We start from the raw sequence: 17,162 nt of genomic DNA on the forward strand, positions 1-17,162 counted from the left end.
CTCCGGTGCCGTCGCGCCTGGAACTGTGCCCCCCGGTGAGCGGCCTCTCCGCTTCGCTCCGAACCGCTCACGACGACACCTCCGCTTCGCTCCGGTGCCGTCGCGCCTGCAACTGTGCTTGCCGGTGAGCGGCCTCTCCGCTTCGCTCCGAACCGCTCACGACGCCACCTCCGCTCCGTTGTGCTGCGGCTTCTGCACCGCCGGCAGCGCCGTGAGGGCCGACTTGCGGTGCTCGTGGAAGGACAGGATCTGCAACTCGATGGCCAGATCGACCTTACGCACGTCGACGCCCTCGGGGACGTTCAAGACGCACGGCGCGAAGTTCAGCACGCTGGTCACGCCGGCGGCCACGAGCCGGTCGGCCACGTGCTGCGCGGCGTGCGCGGGCGTGGCGATCACGGCGATCGCGATCTGCTCCTGCAGCACGGTCTCGGGCAGCTCGTCGATGTGCCGGACGGTCAGGCCGTTGATCTGCTCGCCGACGCGGCCGAGGTCGGCGTCGAAGAGGGCGGCGATGCGGAAGCCCCGGGTGCCGAAGCCCGCGTAGCCGGCGAGGGCGTGACCGAGATTACCCACGCCGACGAGCGCGACGGCCCGGCGGTGGGTGAGCCCGAGCACCTGCTCGATCTGGTCGATGAGCAGGGTCACGTCGTAGCCGACGCCCCGGGTGCCGGTGCGGCCGAGATGCGACAGGTCCTTGCGGAGCTTGGCGGAGTTGACCCCCGCGGCCGCGGCCAGACCCTCCGATGAGACCGTGTCGTGCCCATCCTCACTGAGGTGATGCAGGGCGCGCAGGTACTCCGGAAGCCTGGCGACGGTCGCCTCCGGAAGGTCCGGAAAGTCCGGTCCGTCCGTTGTGCCGGTGCGCTGCTGGCTCATGAGTCTCCGAGACGACGACGACGGTGTACGAGCCCGCTCACGATGGCGGTTACCGCCTGTGCTAGCGGGATTCGTCGTTGCAACAGAGTAGGCGCTTGTGAAGCCGTGCACAAATCGCGATCTTGAAGAATCGGCGCCCACCACGTAGAGGTCAGCGCCCGCCCGTGCGGATCGCGCACACGAGAAATGCCCCCGCGGCACGTGGTGCCCCCTTTCTCCGACGCGGTCGGCAGCGGGCGGGCGCTCCGGCCATTATTTGCACAAATCCGGCATTTGGTGCACCCGACACGCGGTCGTGATTTTGCCTTACGTAGCGACACTACACGTTTTTCCAGTAGGGCTGCCCCTACCATCAAGTGGCTGGACGGCGGGATGGGAGGCGGGGGCCACGATGCCTAGCGTCAATGACATGACGACGACCATCACCCCGCTCGGCCCGGGCCGCTTCTCCCGCATCCTCCGCCAGCTGGGCATCGACACGCAGTACGTGCTGCTCGGCTTCCCCCTGTCGATCATCACCATCGTGCTGTGCGTCACGGGGTTCTCGCTCGGTCTCGGGCTGATGGTCCTCACGGTGGGCTTCCCGATCATGTTCGCCACGATCTTCCAGGCGCGCGGCTTCGCGACCCTCGAGCGCGCCCGGATCGGCCCGGTGCTGCGCACGCACCTGCCCCACCCGTACTACAAGAAGGCCGGCCCCCGCGCCGGGTTCTGGCGCCGCACGTTCGTCCCGCTCACCGACGGCCAGTCGTGGCTGGACCTGCTGCACGGCGTCTTCCGGATCATCCCCAGCACGTTCGCCTTCGCGTTCGTGGTGACCTGGTGGGCGGGCACGCTCGGCGGGCTGAGCACGGTGTTGTGGGACTGGTCCATCCCCCGCGGGCCGGGCTACCACGATTTGCCGGAGCTGCTCGGGCTCGGCAATGGCACCGGCACCCGCCTGCTGTTCCACACCGCGATCGGCCTGGTCTTCGCCCTCACCCTGGTGCCCGTCGTGCGCGGCGTCGCCCTGATCGAGGCGCTCTTCGCCCGCGCCCTGCTCAGCGGGGTCAACGAGCTGCGCGAGCGGATCTACGAGGCCGAGCGCAGCCGCGACCGGGCCCGCGCCCAGACCACCGCCGCCGTCTCGGCCGAGGCGACCGCCCTGCGCCGGCTCGAGCGCGACATCCACGACGGCCCGCAGCAACGGCTGGTCCGCCTGGCCATGGACCTGGGCCGCGCCGACCTGCAGTTCGACCACGACCCGGCGGCCGCCCGGGCTACCGTAGCCGAGGCCCTCGCGCAGACCCGCGAGACCCTCGAGGAGCTGCGGGCCCTGTCCCGCGGGATCGCCCCGCCGATCCTGGTCGACCGCGGGCTGCGGGCCGCGCTGACCGCCCTGGCCGGCCGCTCGCTCGTCCCGGTCGACCTGGAGGTGCCCGAGCTCGAGCGGCTGGCCGACAACATCGAGACGACCGCGTACTTCGTCGTCGCCGAGGCCCTCACCAACGTGGCCAAGCACGCCCACGCCAGCGAGGTCAAGGTCACGCTGCAGCGCTCGGCCTACGGCATGCTGGTCACGGTCGAGGACGACGGGGTGGGCGGCGCCAGCCTCGCCAAGGGGCACGGGCTGACCGGCCTGGCCGATCGCGTCCGCGCGGCGGGCGGCGAACTCACCGTGACCAGCCCGCTCGACGCCGGCACCAAAGTCGTCGCCATCCTGCCCATGTCCTAGCCTGGCGACGCCTCCGGCGTAGAGCGCGCCGGGGGGGGTTCCCACCCCGGACCCCCCATGCCCGCTCCGCGGGCACGAAAGACCTGCGAGACCGGCACTAGTATCACCCGCGTGCGAGTAGTCGTTGCGGATGATGCGGTTCTGCTGCGCGAGGGCCTGGTGCGCCTGCTCACCGAGAGCGGCCACGAGGTCCTCGCCGCCGTCGGGGACGGTCCCAGTCTGGTCGAGGCGGTCGTCGAGCACCGGCCCGACGTGGCGATCGTGGACGTGCGGATGCCCCCGTCGCACACCGACGAGGGGCTGCGCGCCGCGGTCGAGGCCCGCGCCCGGGTGCCGAAGACGCCGATCCTCGTGCTGTCGCAGTACGTCGAGGTCTCCTACGCCGACGACCTGCTCGCCGACCGCGCCGGAGCCGTCGGGTACCTGCTCAAGGACCGCGTCTCCGAGGTCGCCGAGTTCCTCGACGCGATGCGGCGGGTCGCGGCCGGCGCGACCGTGCTCGACCCCGAGGTCGTCGGCCAGCTGCTGGTCCGCCGCCGGCGCGACGACCCGCTGCGCAGCCTCACCCCGCGGGAGCGCGAGGTGCTCGGGCTGATGGCCGAGGGCCGCTCCAACACCGCCATCGCCCGCAAGCTGGTCGTGACCGACGGCGCGGTGGAGAAGCACGTCAAGAACATCTTCACGAAGCTCGACCTGCCGCCGGACGACGAGCAGCACCGCCGGGTGCTCGCGGTGCTCACCTACCTACAGGGCTAGGGAAACGGCCTCGACCAGGGTGTAGGCCACCGGCAGCCCGGTCGCCTTCAGCAGCGCGGTGTCGGTGAAGCCGCCGGCGTACAGCACCGCCGAGGCGCCCACCGAGCGCGCCGCGTCCCCGTCGTCGACGGAGTCGCCGATCATCACCACGTCGGCGGGGTCGAGCTCCAGCGCCTTGAGGTGCCGCTCCAGGAACGCGGCCTTGCGGTGCCCGCCGACGGTCCCGGGCAGGCCGTCGACCCGCACCAGGCGGGCGCCCAGCCCGTGCCGCTCGACCTCGACCAGCAGCTCGTCGTGGAAGAACATCGACAGCAGGGACTGGCTGCCGGGCCACTTCGCCATGGCCTCCAGCGCGTCCGGGGCCAGCCGCACCTCGCCCATCCGCTGCCGGTAGGCGTCGTGGAACGCGTCGTCGAGCAGCTGGAACTCCACCTGGTCGACCGGGCGCTCGAGCACGTGCGCGTAGTAGTCCAGGATCGGCCGGCGGAAGTCGCGGCGGTGCTCCTCGGCGGTGATCACCGGCCCGCCGACCGTGGCCAGGCAGACGTTCGTGGCGTCGACCACGAGCTTGAGATCGTCGAGCAGGGTCCCGTTCCAGTCCCACACCAGGTGCTTCACCCGTGGGGCGTTCTGCCTGACCCCCCGGGAGGGTGAGGATAGCCGCAGATCGCGCCGCAGCCGGTCCTCCTCCACGCGCCAGTAGCCGTGCTCCTTGCCGTCCAGCATCAGCACCGGGATGCGGAAGCCGTACTCGTCCTCCAGCTCCTCGGAGTCCTCGATGTTGATCTCTTGATAGGGCTCGCCGACGCGGTCGAGGACGGCCTTGGCGTCGTCGCAGAGGTGGCAGCCGGGGCGGGTGTACAGCGTGAGCCTCGTCGTCACCGCAGCACCCCCTTGCGCACCTTGCCGGTCGCGGAGTGCGGCAGCTCGGCGACGAACTCGACCGCGGTCGGGCACTTGAACCGGGCCAGGTTGCGCTCACAGTGCGCGATCAGCTCCTCGGCGGTGACCTGGGAGTCCGGGACGCGCACCACGACGGCCTTGACGGTCTGGCCGGTGTACGGATGCGGCACCCCGAGCGCCGCGGCCTCCACCACGGACTCGTGCGCGGCCAGGACGGACTCGACCTCGTGCGGGTACACGTTGAAGCCGCTGACGAGGATCAGCTCCCCGAGCCGGTCCACGATGAACAGGTCGCCGTCCTCGTCGGCGTAGGCCACGTCGCCGGTCGCCCACCAGCCGTCCGCGCCCGGGCCGCCCTCGCCGTCGGGCCAGTAGCCGCGGAAGAGGTTGGCGCCGCACGCCACGATCTCGCCGGGGTCGCTGGTGCCGTCCTCGTCGTCGAGCACGTCCTCGCCCGCGGAGTCGACGAGCCGCACCCGCACGCCGGGGATCGGCCGGCCGATGGAGCCAGGCTTGATCGACGGGCTCGCCAGCGTGCTGGTCAGCACCGGCGCCGCCTCGGTGAGCCCGTAACCCTGGTGCACCGCGCGCCCGGTCGTCTCCGCGAAGCGCCGCTCGGCCGCCGGGTCCAGCGGGGAGGCGCCGCACACCGCGAGGCGCACCCCGGACCAGGCCCGCGCGAGCCGCTCGCCCATGAGCGACCAGGCGATGAACATCGGCGGCACCCCGACCACCCCGGTCACGCCGTGGCGCTCGATCGCCTCCAGCGAGTCGGCCGGGTCGAAGCGCTCGACCAGTACCCCGCACGCCCCGTGGTAGGCGACGGCGCCGAGGCCGGAGTTGAGGCCGTAGGCGTGGAAGAGGGGCACGGCGAGCAGCAGGACGTCGTCCTGAGTAACCGGGGCGGGCTCGATGCCGGCCAGCTGCTCGTGGTTGGCGAGCAGGGCCCGGTGCGGCAGCATGGCGCCCTTCGGCGCGCCCGCGGTGCCGGAGGTGTAGAGGAGTACGGCCAGGTCCTCACCGCCGCCGACCGCCTCCACCCGAGTGACGGCGGTGGGGTCACTGAGTAATCCGGTGAGGCCCCTGCCGAGCTGGTACCGCACCGCCGGCGCCGCGTCCCCGAGCGCCTCCAGCACCGGCCCGGTGGCGACGAGCACGGCCGCGCCGGAGTCGGACAGCACGTGGATGAGCTCGCGCGCCGTGTAGGCGGGGTTGACGGGCACCGCGACCAGCCCGGCCCGCAGCACGCCGAAGAACACGGCGGCGAACTCGGGCACGTTGGGCAGGGCGATGGCGACCCGGGCGCGGCCCCGCTCATCGGCGCCGAGGCCCAGGGCCCCGAGGCCGGCGGCGACGGCGTCCACCTGGCGGTCGAGTTCGGCCCAGGTCAGCTCGGCGTCGTGCGAGCGCAGGGCGGGACGGGCGCCGCCGGCGGAGGCGGCGCGCCGCACGGCATCGGCGAAGTTGCCGGCGGCTGAATGAGAGACATCCTGCACGGTCACGGAGTCTTCCACAGCGCCCCGCGCGGCATCGAGGCCCGAGCCGTCTGCGGGCCGCCGCCGAGGGGGCGCCGAGGGTGAGAGCGCGGGCACTGGAATATCACCCGTCACCAATCACCCTCTTCCATGCCATCGTGCTCACGGCAACGGCCCGTGGAGGCCGCGCCGGCACATCCGACTCCCGGCCGACCGGGCCGGCCGACGGGCGGGAGTGGGTGTGCGGGAGCGGGGCTCCCCGCAGGGAACGACCGAGGGGAGCGGAAAACACAGCAGGGCCGACACGCCGACTGAGTAAGAGACCACCCAAACGTGTGCAACGGACGTGAGATGCCGGGGTGCGGCGAGGCCGTTTTCGCACCATTTTTCCGGTTTAGCGGCGTGTCGTACGGCGCGTCGCGGCCAAGTGACGGACAGCATGTGCGCCGATCGCACACGGATCCGTGAACAGAATGTGCCCTCACATCAAGAGCCGCCCACACGCGGGTGACGCCGGACCTATTATCACCGAAGTCGACTCACCCCATTTGTTGCGAGTTGACACCCCTCACCCCGAGGAGGCCGAAGTGCCCGTGATCGCGCCGAATAAGCCCTATGTCCGGGCTTACGAAGCATGAGCGGTTACCAGCACGTGTTCAACGCTGAACACGAACTCGCCGGTGGGCTGTCGATGCTGCGTGACTCGATGCGCGACATGTTCGCCACGGTGATCCGCGGTGAGGGAGGCAGCGTTCCGCGCACGCGCGTGCGCCCCCACACCAACGAGGCGCCCGCACGCTCGGGTCCGGCACCGAACGCAAGACCCAACGCCGGGATGAACGGCAAGCCCGCCGGCGGCGCCGGGGCCGGGCTGCTGGGCGAGGAGACCGTGCCGATCCCGCAGGACGTCGTCGGCACCGACACGCTGACCGAGACCGGCCCGCGCGAGCCCGTCCCGCCGCAGCCGACGCGCCCCGACCGCGGGGACCCGGCGTCGGAGGTCTGGGCGCTCATCGAGCGGGCCCAGGCCGGAGACGGTGCGGCATTCGGACTCCTATACGACCGCTACTTCGACACGGTCTTCCGGTTCGTGTACTTCCGCGTCGGCAACCGCCAGCTCGCCGAGGACCTGACCTCCGACACGTTCCTGCGTGCGCTCAAGCGCATCGGCAGCTTCACGTGGCAGGGTCGCGACCTCGGTGCCTGGCTGGTCACCATCGCGCGCAACCTCGTCGCCGACCACTTCAAGTCCGGCCGGTACCGGCTGGAGGTCACCACCGGCGACGTGCTCGACGCGGACCGGCCCGACCGGGGGCCCGAGGGCAGCCCCGAGGCGGCCGTCATCGACCACATCACCAACGTGGACCTGCTCAAGGCGGTCAAGCAGCTCAACCCCGAGCAGCAGGAGTGCATCGTGCTGCGGTTCCTGCACGGGTTCTCCGTCGCCGAGACCGCGCAGACCATGAACAAGAACGAGGGAGCCATCAAAGCGTTGCAGTACCGTGCGGTACGCGCGCTCGCCCGGCTGCTCCCCGACGGATTCCAGCCGTGACGGCTGTCACCTCCGGTTACAGTGCCCCCGCAGGCGCCGTAACCAGCCTCCGTGTTGCACCGTTGGTCCAGATGCGACCGTCGGCATGGCGCACGGCGGACGCGGTGGCCCACCATCCCGCTGCCCTGCCGCGCCTGAGTGACGCGATCAGCGAAGGGGGGTGCCTCAGGTGATTGGCTCCGTCTTCCATCGTCGACGGGCTGAGCGACTCGCTCAGCTCCTCGACGAGGCCAAAGGGGCCCGGCGACACCACACGAGGACCACGCTCGACGACTCCCTCACCGACCTTGTGTCGGTCGGACAGCGGCTCGGCGACATGCCGATCCGGGTGGAGGCGCAGCAGGAGTTCCGCGACGGTCTACGGGCCATGCTCATGGCCACGATCGAACGCGAGGGCATCGGAGCGACCGCCACGGCGCCCGAGCCCGAGCCGACCCACCGGGTAAGCCTGCGCTCGCTGCGCCGGCCCGCCGGGAGCCGACCGGCCGTCAGTCGCCGGACGCGCACCCGAGGCGCCATCGTCGTCGGCCTCGCCGCCGGCACCCTGGCCCTCTCCGGCATGTCGGCCGCGAGCGGCGACGCGATGCCCGGTGACGCGCTCTACTCCGTCAAGCGATCGACCGAGAAGGCCCAGCTCGCGCTGGCCGGCTCGGACATCAGCCGCGGTCAGCTGTACCTCGAGTTCGCCCGGACCCGGCTCGACGAGGCCCAGGCGGTCAAGGACCCGACGGGGCTCTCCTCGGTGCTCGACGACATGGACGGCGAGACGCTCGAGGGCGTCCGGCTCCTGACCGCCACCGCGATGACCCACAAGGACACCGCGGCGCTGGACGCGATCGACGGCTTCGTGACCAACCAGCGCGGGGCGGCCGAGCGGCTCAAGACCGGGACGAGCGGCGACGCCCGCACCCGCGCGAGCAAGTCGGTCACCCTGCTCGACGAGATCGACCACCGGTCCAAGGCCCTCCGCCCGCTCGTCAAGTGCGGCTCGGCCGCGGTGACCGCGCCGGACTCGCTCGGCCCCGTGCCGGGCAGCGCCGCGTGCCGCCCGAGCGGCAAGACCGGCAACGGGACCTCGAACCAGCAGCCCGGCGCCCCGGTGCAGGGCAACCCGGGCGGGAACGGCACCGGCGGGCACTCCCCCGCCACCGCTCCCTCCGGCGCCGCGAACTCCTCGGCGACCGAGTCGGCCCCGGCCGCGCCCAACGCGAACTCGGTCTCCGACCCGACGCCGGCCCCGACGAAGTCCGAGAAGGGCGGCCTGCTCGACTGGCTGCTGCATTGATTCAACGCGGCGACATGACCGCGACATGACAGGGCCCGGTGCACGTCACCGGGCCCTGTTGCTGTCTGGTGCTTGTACCGTTGGCTCGTCCGGAGTCCGACGGATGCTCAGCCCGTCGCCCAGGGCGTCGCCATCGAAGGGAGTTCGACGTGCCGATCCGTCCCAACGCGCTGCGCCGCCGCCGGCCGAGCGGCCGCATCGTCGTCTCCGCTGCCGGCTGGGCGGCGGCCGAGGTCGAGGCCGCCCTGGAGATCCCGTCCGACCCCGGCGCGGCGGCGTTCTTCGACGTCGACAACACGATGATGCAGGGCGCGTCGATCTACTACTTCGCTCGCGGCCTGGCCAAGCGCAAGTACTTCACCAGCCGCGACCTCGCCCGCTTCGCCTACCAGCAGGCCCGCTTCCGCCTGCTGGCCTCCGAGCACGCGGGCACCGTCTCCAGCGCCAAGTCGGCCGCACTCGCCTTCATCGCCGGCTGGAAGGTCGATGAGATGGAGCGGCTCTGCGAGGAGATCTTCGACGAGCTCATGGCCGACCGCATCTGGTCGGGCACCCTCGCCCTCGCCCAGCTGCACATCGACGCCGGGCAGCGCGTGTGGCTCGTCACCGCCGCACCCGTCGAGCTCGGCCGGATCATCGCCGCGCGTCTGGGCCTGACCGGCGCGATCGGCACCGTGGCGGAGATCCAGGACGGCGTCTACACCGGGCGCCTGGTCGGCGACCTCATGCACGGGCCCGAGAAGGCGTCGGCGATCACCACCCTGGCGCTGGCCGAGCGGCTGGACCTGACCCGCTGCGCGGCGTACAGCGACTCCATCAACGACGCCCCGATGCTCTCCACGGTGGGCTACGCGGTCGCGGTGAACCCGGACCCGGCGCTGCGCCGCGAGGCCCGCAAGCGCGGGTGGGAGATCCGCGACTTCCGCACCGGGCGGAAGGCCGCCAAGATCGCCATCCCCGCCGCGCTGGCGACGGGGGTCGTGATCGGGGGCGTGGCCACGTTCACCGCGATGCGCAAGCGCCGGCGTCGCACGGCGGCCCGGTCCGTGCAGGCGGCGGCCCAGCCCGCGGAGTCCTCAGCGAAGTCCTGAGCGAAGGTCCTGAGTCAGGCCGAGAAGGCGTCCGGGCGGCGGTCCAGCAACTTGTAGAGGGTCTGCTGGATCGTCTCGCGGACCTGGTCGGCGAGGTTGAACACGACCATCGGGTCGTCGGCCGAGTCGACGTACTCCTCGGTCGGGATCGGCTCGCCGAACTCGATCAGCCACTTGCTCGGCAGCGGCACGAGCCCGAGCGGGCCCAGCCACGGGAAGGTGGGCGTGACCGGGAAGTACGGCGCGCCCAGCAGCCGGGCCAGCGGGCGGATGTTGGCGATCATCGGGTAGATCTCCTCGGCCCCGACGATCGAGACCGGCACGATCGGGGTGCCGGTGCGCAGGGCCGCCGAGACGAACCCGCCGCGGCCGAAGCGCTGCAGCTTGTACCGCTCGGCGAACGGCTTGCCGATGCCCTTGAAGCCCTCCGGGAACACGCCCACGAGCTCGCCCTCGGCGAGCAGGCGCTCGGCGTCGGGGTTGCACGCCAGCGTGGCGCCGGACTTGCGGGCCACCTCGGACAGGAACGGCATGCGGAAGACCAGGTCGGCGCCGAGCAGCCGCAGGTGCCGCTCGGCCGCGGTCTCGTCGTGGACGGCGACCGAGAGCATCAGCGCGTCGAGCGCGAGCGTGCCGGAGTGGTTGGCCACGACGAGCGCCGCGCCCTCCTTGGGCAGGTGCTCGGACCCGGCGACCTCGGTGCGGAACCACTGGTTGTAGAGCGGGCGCAGCAGCGGCAGGAAGACGCCGTCGGTGAGGTGCCGGTCGAAGCCGAAGCCGTCGATCTCGTATTCGCCGGTCAGCCGCTCGCGAAGGAAGGCCAGCGCGCCGGCGACCCGATCGTCCCAGACGTCCGGGAGATCCGGGTCAGTCATTCGCCACGCTCCAACGCGGCCCGCGCCGCACGTGTCCTGCGAAAGCCGTCGAGCAACGCCTGCTCGACCGAGCGCATCGTATCCGCGGGCAGCAGCTCGTTGGCCCTGCGGCTGCGGACGAACTCGTCGAACGCCTCCGCGGTCGTCCGCGGGGTGAAGCCGAACGCGCGGATCAGCTTCGTGGTGTCGACGACGCGGCCGTGCACGAACAGGTCGAGCTGGTCCAGGGACACCCCGGCGCGCCCGAGGCCGGCCAGCGCGTTCAGGCCCGGCTCGAGCACCGGCATGGTGACGCGGCCCGCGCGGCGCACCGCCTGCGAGAGCGTCAGCGTGCCCGCCCCGGCCACGTTGAACGTGCCCGGGAGCGGCTGCGTGACCGAGCGCACCAGCACCTCGAACGCGTCGTCGACGTGCAGGAACTGCAGGCGCGGGTCGCGGCCGAGCACGGTGGGCACGACGGGCCGGTCGAAGTACCGGGTCAGCCGCGTGTCCACGGCGGAGCCGATGAACGGCGCGAAGCGCAGCACCGTGGCCGCCACGTCGGGGCGCCGGCGACGGAAGCCGCGCACGTAGCCCTCGATGTCGAGCACGTCCTTGGCGAACCCGCCGCGGGGCACCTCGCGCGGCTCGGTGTCCTCGGTGAAGATCGCCGGGTCACGGAACGAGGCCCCGTAGGCGGCCGTCGACGAGCGCACGATCAGCTTCCGCAGCCGCGGCGCCTGCTGGCAGGCGGCGAGCAGCTGCATGGAGCCGATGACGTTGAGCTCCTTCATGGCCGCGCGACCGCCGTGCTGGTCGGTCGCGGTGGCCACGGCGAGGTGCGCCACCGCCTCCACGCGGGCGTCGACCATCGCCCGCAGCACCCCCGGGGTGCGCAGGTCGATCTGGTGTACGTCGATCTTGGACCCGGCGGCGGTCAGCACCTCGGCGAGGTCGCCGGCGGGCACCGTGGCGTCGACACCGACAACGCGTTCGATGCGCGGGTCGGCGGCGAGCCGTGCGGCCAGATGTGCGCCGAGATACCGGCTCACCCCGGTCACGAGAACGACGCTGGGCGACGCGGTCACGCGGCTCCGATCACAGCGAAGCGCACGCTCATCACCCGGCCGGAGCCGAGACCGGTCGCCGGGCGATGAACGGGGACGCTACTTGCCGAGACGACGACGCTGGACGCGGGTCTTGCGCAGCAGCTTACGGTGCTTCTTCTTGGCCATACGCTTGCGGCGCTTCTTGACCACCGAGCCCATACGAGCATCTCCTCGATACAGCGGAACGCGTGCCATCGCTGGCACGCCGAAGACATGGTTAGCCGTTCAAGGGTAGCCGCATCGCCGCTGGATCGGAAAACGGCCCCGGCGAAGATCACCATCGAGCGATGCACGGCGGAGCGGCGGGGCCGCCCGGCAGGGGTGCAGCATCGACACACGTCGTTCACCGCCATGCAGCGGAGGTGACGCCGGGCGCGTGCTCAGGCGGTCTCGCGGAAGGCTTCGCGGAGGTAGGCGTCGACCGCGTGCTCCGGGACCCGGAACGACCGGCCGACGCGGACCGCGGTCAGGTCTCCGGCGTGGACGAGGCGGTAGACGGTCATCTTGGACACCCGCATCAGGGTGGCCACCTCGGCGACAGTCAGGAACCTGACCTCGCCCAACCGGCCTTCGGTGGTGTGTGGCGTGCTCGACATCGCGACCTCCGACCAGCGTGCTCGCCCAGCGCTCGGCCCGGCAGCCCCGGATCGAGCGTTACTCAATCAGCGTGTTACCAGTACGGTAACGGTACGCCTGTGACTTGCACCCCAGGATCGACGGAATCTTTCCGCGATAATTGATCACTCCGTGCGCAGCGCGACGACCGGGTCGAGGCGCCCGGCCCGCTGGGCGGGCACCACGCCGAAGATGATCCCGACCCCGGCGGAGACGCCGAAGGCCAGCGCGAGCGACCACCAGGTGATCGCGGCCGGCACCGGCGAGAGCGCGGCGACGACGAGGGCCGCCCCGATGCCGAGCCCCATCCCGATCACGCCGCCGAGCGTGGTCAGCAGCACCGCCTCGAGCAGGAACTGCACCCCGATGTCGCGCGGGCGGGCGCCGACGGCCTTGCGCAGCCCGATCTCCTTGGTCCGCTCGCGCACCGAGACGAGCATGATGTTGGAGACCCCCACCCCGCCGACCAGCAGCGAGATGCCGGCGATGGCGGCCAGCACGCCGGTGAGCACGCCCAGGATGTCGCCGAGCACGCCCAGGATCTGCTCCTGGGTCACGGCGCTGAACTGGGTGCCGGGGTGGCGCCGGGTGAGCTCGGCGATGATGCGCGCGGACAGGTCGCCGATCTCGTCGCGGTCGGGCGCGTTGACCGCGATCCCGTCGACCCGGTTGGTCGCGAGCAGCCGCTGGGCCGTCGTGATCGGCACGTGTACCTCGTTGTCGCGATCGATCCCGAGACTCTGCCCGAGCTGCTCGAACACGCCGCTCACCCGGAACCGCACGCCCGCGATGGTCAGCTGCTGGCCGACCGCGTCCCGGTCGCCGAAGAGCTTGTGGGCGACGCTCCAGCCGAGCACCGCGACCCGGCGCTGGGTGTCGACGTCGGAGCGGGTCAGGTACGTCCCCCGGGCCAGATGGCGCACGAACACGTTCGGGGTCGTCTCGATGACGCCGTTGACGCTCGCGAAGGTCTCCGCGTGGCCGGCCGCCACGGTCTCGCCGGAGGCGACGGTCACCGCCACCCGGTTGCGGTCACCGACGATCTTCGACACCGCGTCGACGTCGGAGAGGTCCATCCGCGAGACCGACGGCGCGGAGCCGAGGTTGACCTGGCCCGGCACGACGATGAGCAGGTTGGAGCCGAGCCCCTCGACCTGCTGCTCGATCTCCTGCTTGGTGCCGGTGCCGATCGCCACGAGCACGACGACGGCCGCGACCCCGATGATCACGCCGAGCATGGTGAGCATGCTGCGCAGCCGGTTCGCGCGCAACGCGTCGAGCGCGACCCGCCAGGCCTCCGCGAACCTCACGGCGCCTCCGGGGCGGGCGGCGTCTCGACGATCTCGCCGTCGCGCATGACGATCTGACGGTCGGCGCGGGCGGCCACCTCGCGGTCGTGCGTGACGATCACGAGCGCCACCCCCTGCTCGCGGTTGAGGGTCTCCAGCAGCGCGAGGACCGCCTGCCCGTTGCTGGTGTCGAGGTTGCCGGTCGGCTCGTCGGCCAGCAGCACCTGCGGGTCGGTGACGAGGGCCCGGGCGATCGCCACCCGCTGCTGCTCGCCGCCGGAGAGCTGGTTGGGGCGGTGGTCGAGGCGATGGCCGAGCCCGACCCGCTCCAGCATCGCGACCGCCCGCCGGCGCCGCTGTGATGCGCGCATTCCGCGGTACACCAGGGGAAGCGCCACGTTGTCGACCGCGCTCGTGCGGGCCAGCAGATGGAACGACTGGAAGACGAAGCCGATGGTCTCGTTGCGCAGCCGGGCCAGCTCCCGGGGGTCGAGGCCGGCCACCTCCCGGCCGCCGAGCAGCAGCCGCCCGGAGGTGGGCCGGTCCAGCCCGCCGAGCAGGTGCATGAGGGTCGACTTGCCCGAGCCCGAAGGCCCGATGATCGCCACGTAGTCGCCGGCGTCGATCGTGAAGCTCACGCCCCGCAGCGCCGCGACGGTGACCCCGTCCAGCGCGTAGTCCCGCGTGACCCGCTCCGCGACCAGGGCCGCGGTCATCGCGGCAGTTCCATGCCCTGCTTGACCTTGTCGGTGCCGCGCACCACGATCTGGTCGCCGTCGCTGACACCGCTGAGCACCTGGATGCGGTCCTGGCCGGACACGCCGACGCTCACCGGCTGCTGGACCGCCCGGCCGCCCCGCACCAGCCACACGACGTCCTTGCCGCCGACGTTGAACACCGCCGCGGCCGGGACGGTCACCGCGTCGCGGATCGAGCGGACCTGCAGGTGCGCGACCGCGTTCATGCCCGGACGGGGACTCGGGGCCGGGCGTCCGTCGTCGTACGTCCCGGTGCCGAGCCGCAGCCGCGAGCGGTACGCCACCCCGCCCCGCGCCGAGGTGCTCGGCAGCACGTCGGCCGAGGTCACCGTGGCGTCGTAGGTCGCGCCCGGGGCCGCGTCGAGCTCGACCTTCGCCGTGACGCCGGGCTGGACGAGCAGCACGTCGGTCTCGTCGACCTCGGCCATCAGCCCCAGCTCCGACACATCGACCACGGTCAGGATCGCCGTGCCCGCGCTCACCCGGCCGCCGACCGGCACCGCGGGGTCGACGCCCGGCCCGGCGCCGCCGGCACCGGCCCCGCCCGTCGGCACCGAGACCGGCGCCTGACCGCCGGTGGCCGCGCCGAGCAGGTCGGTGATCGAGGACGCGCTCGCCGCCGAGGTGCCGCCGAGCTGCACCACCCCGGCGACCGGCGCCCGCAGGGTGAGCTGGTCGACGGTGGTCTGGGCCAGGTCGAACGCGGACTGGGCCTGGGCGCGCTGGGCCTGGGTGAGCGCCGCCATCGCCTGCGAGACGCTGGCCAGGCCCCGCTGCACGCTCTGGATCACGGCCCGCGCGGAGGCGGCCGCCTCCTGGTAGGTCCGCTCGGCGAGGTCGATCTGGGTGGTCAGCGTGGTCCGCACGGCCACGTCGGCGATCTGCGCGGCCGCGGCGCGCGCGTCCGAGAACGCCTTGGCCGCGGCGTCGTCGGTCCTGCGCTGCTGGGCGGAGAGGTTCTTGACCCCGGCGCCGCCGCCCCCGGCGTTCTTGAGCGCGTCGAGGGCCGCGCCCGCCTCCTCGAGCCGCCGCCGGGCCCCGGGCGAGTCGACGACCGCGAGCACCTGGCCGGCCGCGACGGTGTCGCCGGGCTTGACGCTCAGCGAGATCAGGGTGCCGTCGGCGGCCGCGGTGAGCGTGGCGGCGGCCCGGGCGGTGATGGTTGCGGGGGCGTCGACGACCTCGGCCACGTCGCCGCGCCCGGCGCTGCCCAGGCCGATGCCGGAGTCGTTGCCCGAGCACGACGCGCCGGTGAGCGACACCAGGATCAGCACGGCGACGGCGATCGTTCGCGAGGGGACGCGATACACGCTCGTCAGTGTAGATACGTCACTGCGCTACGCGCGTGCCCGCACGTAGCGGGCGCAGTCGTCCGCCACCTCGTTCCAGCTCGCCCCGAACGCCTTGCGGGCCGAGTCGTCGAGCGAGATCCCCTGGCGGGCGGCGTAGTCGAAGAACTCGAGCAGCTTGTCCTCGCCGTAGCGGTCGGCCAGGCGCTGCAGCGAGAGGTAGGCCACGCCGTAGCGGCCGCTGACGTCCGCGGTGCTCGCGTCGGCGGGCGGGTCGTCGAGGGCGATCTCGCTCTTCCAGCGCCCGCCGCGCAGGTAGGCGCGCACGTCGCCCATCTGGTCGAAGGGCTTGCCGCTGCCCTTGACGCGCACGTACTCCGCGATGCCCTCGACCAGCCACCACGTGTGCTCGTACGACTTCTCGACCCCGGACAGCGTCACGACGTGCGTGAACTCGTGGCGCAGCACGTCGAGGGTCTGCTTGGTGTCGACCCGGTTCGCGTTGAGCACGATCTCGGTCGCGCTCGAGGTGAGCGGCAGCGCGAAGCCGATCACCCACGCCTCCGGCCGCATGCCGTACCAGCTCGCCCACTCGTCGGGCCCGGCCAGGTAGACGACGTACCGCGCCGGCGGCGGCCCCCAGCGCGCGAACGTGTCGGTGAGCCCGGCCGCCTGCTCGGCCGCGGCGAGCATGGCGGGCAGCCGCGACGCGTACCGCGCGGTCGTCGCCATCACCACCCGGTTCCCGACCGCGGTGCGCAGCTCGCTGACCTCCCACGGGCGCGGGCCGAGCTCGGTGGAGGTGCCGAACTCCAGCAGCGTGACGCCCTCGCCGGTGACCTTCCAGCGCGTGTCGGCCGCGAGCTCCATCGGGTCGCAGGTGGTCACGACGTAGCAGTACCTCACCCGCACCGTCACGGTCGCGGTGCCGCCGGGCCCGGTCTTCGCCGCGCCGTCGGCCTGCGGCTGCCAGACCTTCACCTGCAACTGGCGCAGCGAGCCGAACCGGCGGGCGAGGTCCTCGCGCAGCCCGTCCGCGGAGGGGTCGACGGGGCGCAGGAAGCCGTCCTCGTCGCCGCCGAGCAGCGCGGCCGCCTGGTCGCGCAGGGCCTTGCGAATCCGGCCGTCGAGGGTGTTGGGCAGCGCGTTCGGGGTGAGCGCGTTCGCGGTCGCGTCCGGGGCGCCCGGCTGCCCGGCCTTGGCCCCGGCGCGCCCGCCGCTCTGGACGCTCTCGTCCCCGGCCAGGTCCTGGCCGGACACGATCGCCGAGCGCTCGTGCCGGGCCGTGGCGTAGGCGATCGCGCCCGCGGGGGCGCCCACCAGCACCGCGAGCGAGGCGAGCAGGGCCAGCCGGAAGACGGTGCCGCCGCGGGGCGGGGCGGGCTCGCCGGGGACGTGATGGCGGGCTTCATGGCGGGCTTCGCCGCGCTGGTGGGGAATGGCGGGGCGGGTCGCGGTGACGTCGTCGACGTCCGCGTACCTGCGTTCATCCCCAACCATCACTGCCGGACCGTACGTGAGACGGTCAAGGCGTCGCGTCGCCCATACGGACGAGAAGCTCCGGATGTGACGAAGAGCCCGTTTCCCCGGGCT

General features: G+C 72.4%; 15 protein-coding genes and 2 pseudogenes. 5 read left to right on the forward strand and 12 right to left on the reverse strand.

Annotated elements, in window-relative coordinates:
- Window positions 1-156: 156 nt before the first annotated feature.
- The gene (locus AC6JBM_RS40315) at window positions 157-879 is read right to left on the reverse strand and encodes a redox-sensing transcriptional repressor Rex (protein ID WP_350612249.1); all 723 of its coding nucleotides are present in this window, start codon (window positions 877-879) and stop codon (window positions 157-159) included.
- 409 nt (window positions 880-1,288) lie between these two features.
- On the opposite strand from AC6JBM_RS40315, the gene AC6JBM_RS40320 reads away from it, so the two are divergent.
- On the forward strand, window positions 1,289-2,593 hold the full coding sequence (locus tag AC6JBM_RS40320) for a sensor histidine kinase (RefSeq protein WP_497979083.1): 1,305 nt from the start codon (window positions 1,289-1,291) through the stop codon (window positions 2,591-2,593).
- A 111-nt stretch (window positions 2,594-2,704) separates the two neighbouring features.
- Entirely contained in the window at window positions 2,705-3,349 is a 645-nt protein-coding gene (locus AC6JBM_RS40325) for a response regulator (protein ID WP_350612251.1), read from the forward strand.
- Here AC6JBM_RS40325 and AC6JBM_RS40330 read toward each other — a convergent pair.
- From AC6JBM_RS40330 to AC6JBM_RS40340, 3 genes and pseudogenes are all read right to left on the reverse strand, one after another.
- Window positions 3,338-3,967: an HAD family hydrolase gene (locus tag AC6JBM_RS40330; RefSeq protein WP_497986634.1), complete on the reverse strand. Its 630-nt coding sequence runs from the start codon at window positions 3,965-3,967 to the stop codon at window positions 3,338-3,340. The two genes, AC6JBM_RS40325 and AC6JBM_RS40330, sit on opposite strands and share 12 nt — an antisense overlap.
- A 45-nt stretch (window positions 3,968-4,012) precedes the next feature.
- Window positions 4,013-4,231, reverse strand: a pseudogene (locus AC6JBM_RS40335) (glutaredoxin family protein); the annotation flags it as partial.
- On the reverse strand, window positions 4,228-5,754 hold the full coding sequence (locus AC6JBM_RS40340) for an AMP-binding protein (protein ID WP_497979084.1): 1,527 nt from the start codon (window positions 5,752-5,754) through the stop codon (window positions 4,228-4,230). The pseudogene AC6JBM_RS40335 and the gene AC6JBM_RS40340, both read right to left, overlap by 4 nt.
- Before the next feature lie 607 nt (window positions 5,755-6,361).
- Between AC6JBM_RS40340 and AC6JBM_RS40345 the strand changes: the two genes are divergently transcribed.
- The 3 genes and pseudogenes from AC6JBM_RS40345 (at window position 6,362) to AC6JBM_RS40355 (ending at window position 9,655) form a co-directional block, all read left to right on the forward strand.
- Window positions 6,362-7,279 (forward strand): sigma-70 family RNA polymerase sigma factor, encoded by a 918-nt coding sequence (locus tag AC6JBM_RS40345; protein ID WP_497979085.1) that lies wholly within the window; start codon window positions 6,362-6,364, stop codon window positions 7,277-7,279.
- Between the two features lie 160 nt (window positions 7,280-7,439).
- Window positions 7,440-8,336: pseudogene (locus tag AC6JBM_RS40350) on the forward strand (DUF5667 domain-containing protein); the annotation flags it as partial.
- Window positions 8,337-8,761: 425 nt separating this feature from the next.
- On the forward strand, window positions 8,762-9,655 hold the full coding sequence (locus AC6JBM_RS40355) for an HAD family hydrolase (RefSeq protein ID WP_497986635.1): 894 nt from the start codon (window positions 8,762-8,764) through the stop codon (window positions 9,653-9,655).
- A gap of 14 nt (window positions 9,656-9,669) precedes the next feature.
- On the opposite strand, the gene AC6JBM_RS40360 is transcribed toward AC6JBM_RS40355, so the two are convergent.
- The 8 genes from AC6JBM_RS40360 to AC6JBM_RS40395 form a co-directional block, all read right to left on the reverse strand.
- The gene (locus AC6JBM_RS40360; RefSeq protein WP_433082973.1) at window positions 9,670-10,530 is read right to left on the reverse strand and encodes a lysophospholipid acyltransferase family protein; all 861 of its coding nucleotides are present in this window, start codon (window positions 10,528-10,530) and stop codon (window positions 9,670-9,672) included.
- A complete protein-coding gene (locus tag AC6JBM_RS40365) occupies window positions 10,527-11,597 on the reverse strand; it encodes an NAD-dependent epimerase/dehydratase family protein (RefSeq protein WP_497979086.1) in 1,071 nt (356 codons plus the stop codon). The genes AC6JBM_RS40360 and AC6JBM_RS40365 overlap by 4 nt, the downstream gene beginning before the upstream one ends.
- 78 nt (window positions 11,598-11,675) lie before the next feature.
- Window positions 11,676-11,777: a 30S ribosomal protein bS22 gene (locus AC6JBM_RS40370; RefSeq protein ID WP_007465623.1), complete on the reverse strand. Its 102-nt coding sequence runs from the start codon at window positions 11,775-11,777 to the stop codon at window positions 11,676-11,678.
- A gap of 221 nt (window positions 11,778-11,998) precedes the next feature.
- Window positions 11,999-12,214, reverse strand: coding sequence for a helix-turn-helix domain-containing protein (locus tag AC6JBM_RS40375; RefSeq protein ID WP_033363444.1), 216 nt, complete (start codon window positions 12,212-12,214; stop codon window positions 11,999-12,001).
- Between the two features lie 144 nt (window positions 12,215-12,358).
- Complete coding sequence (locus tag AC6JBM_RS40380; RefSeq protein WP_350612257.1) at window positions 12,359-13,543, reverse strand: ABC transporter permease; 1,185 nt, start codon at window positions 13,541-13,543, stop codon at window positions 12,359-12,361.
- Window positions 13,540-14,238: an ABC transporter ATP-binding protein gene (locus AC6JBM_RS40385; protein ID WP_497979087.1), complete on the reverse strand. Its 699-nt coding sequence runs from the start codon at window positions 14,236-14,238 to the stop codon at window positions 13,540-13,542. Before AC6JBM_RS40385 ends, AC6JBM_RS40380 begins: the two co-directional genes overlap by 4 nt.
- Window positions 14,235-15,590: an efflux RND transporter periplasmic adaptor subunit gene (locus tag AC6JBM_RS40390; protein WP_497979088.1), complete on the reverse strand. Its 1,356-nt coding sequence runs from the start codon at window positions 15,588-15,590 to the stop codon at window positions 14,235-14,237. The genes AC6JBM_RS40385 and AC6JBM_RS40390 overlap by 4 nt, the downstream gene beginning before the upstream one ends.
- A 27-nt stretch (window positions 15,591-15,617) precedes the next feature.
- Window positions 15,618-17,069: a basic secretory protein-like protein gene (locus AC6JBM_RS40395; protein WP_497986636.1), complete on the reverse strand. Its 1,452-nt coding sequence runs from the start codon at window positions 17,067-17,069 to the stop codon at window positions 15,618-15,620.
- Window positions 17,070-17,162 lie beyond the last annotated feature (93 nt).

The organism is Dactylosporangium thailandense (assembly GCF_059739745.1).